1 protein-coding gene is annotated in these 1,042 nt (G+C 40.8%); it reads right to left on the bottom strand.

Annotated features, from left to right (window positions below; translation table 11 throughout):
• Positions 1 to 146: 146 nt before the first annotated feature.
• Positions 147 to 1,042 (bottom strand): IS4 family transposase (locus ACFSY7_RS10330; RefSeq protein WP_380147777.1); only part of this gene is annotated, 896 nt, incomplete at its 5' end.

Here is a 1,042-nt window from a genome sequence, read left to right as displayed (position 1 = left end):
TCACTAGTGTCGCATAAATTTTAACAGAATTTTCTGTTTTCTTATTTTTTCATTTGAGAAGAAAAACGAAGACACTGGAACAGAGGTAGTAAACAGCCATTTTTTTACTATAACCTTTGACGAGTGCGATAGAAACAAGAAACCCTTTATGGGACCGCTTTTCCAGCGATTTTTCGTTGCCATAAATGAGCGGATTTCCAAGGTGCTGCTTTCAATAAGCGGCTGATTTGTAAGTACGTTCTTGAACTATTCGTGTTTAACTGCGCTAGCACATACAGGCAATAGACAATCATCGCAATGTACACTGGATTATGTACGCCTTGTTCGCTCTGTGCGTAGAATTTTTTGATATTCAAGTGCTGCTTCAGCCATTTGAAAAACAACTCAATTGCCCAGCGTGATTTGTACAGTTCGGCGATTTCATCAGCACTCAAGTCGAAGCGATTCGTAATCAGATGCAGTTCATTTCCTTTTGAATCCATCACTTTTAGTAAACGAAACTCATTGCCAGCCAGACTTTGTGCCGTGCCTAAAGAAATCATTTCATCCGATAAAACGGAGGATTCTTTTGGGAGATGGAATGTTTCAATGGAATGCGTGACAGCGTTTTTTCGCAAGCGTGAGACGAAGAAATAGCCATCATCTGTCATGCGGTCAAATCGTTCGTAATCCAAGTAACCACGGTCAAACACATACATGCATTCTTTGTCGTCAACAAGTACTTCAAGCTGACCACGATCGTGTTCTTTCGCATTCGTCAGCACGGCTTTATCTGGATACGAACAGCCTTTTTCTACGTAAACAAGGCGCAAATGAAGCTTAATTCCCGACTTTGTTTTGCGAAACTCTGCCCACTTGTGATTGTTTAAATTCAATGGCAACGTACTCGAATCAATAATTTTCAGTGGTGTTGTCGTTTTTCGGCGCTGCTCATATTGCGATTTTTCATGGATTTGGGCAACTAAATCGAGAAAGAGCTCCTGAAACACTTCTGTTGGAATTTGATTCAATCGGCGTCCCAGTTGAGAAAAGCTAATCGATT

The organism is Kurthia populi, from assembly GCF_042686175.1.
Lineage (GTDB): Bacteria > Bacillota > Bacilli > Bacillales_A > Planococcaceae > Kurthia > Kurthia populi.
This window is presented reverse-complemented; position numbering and strand designations above follow the sequence as displayed.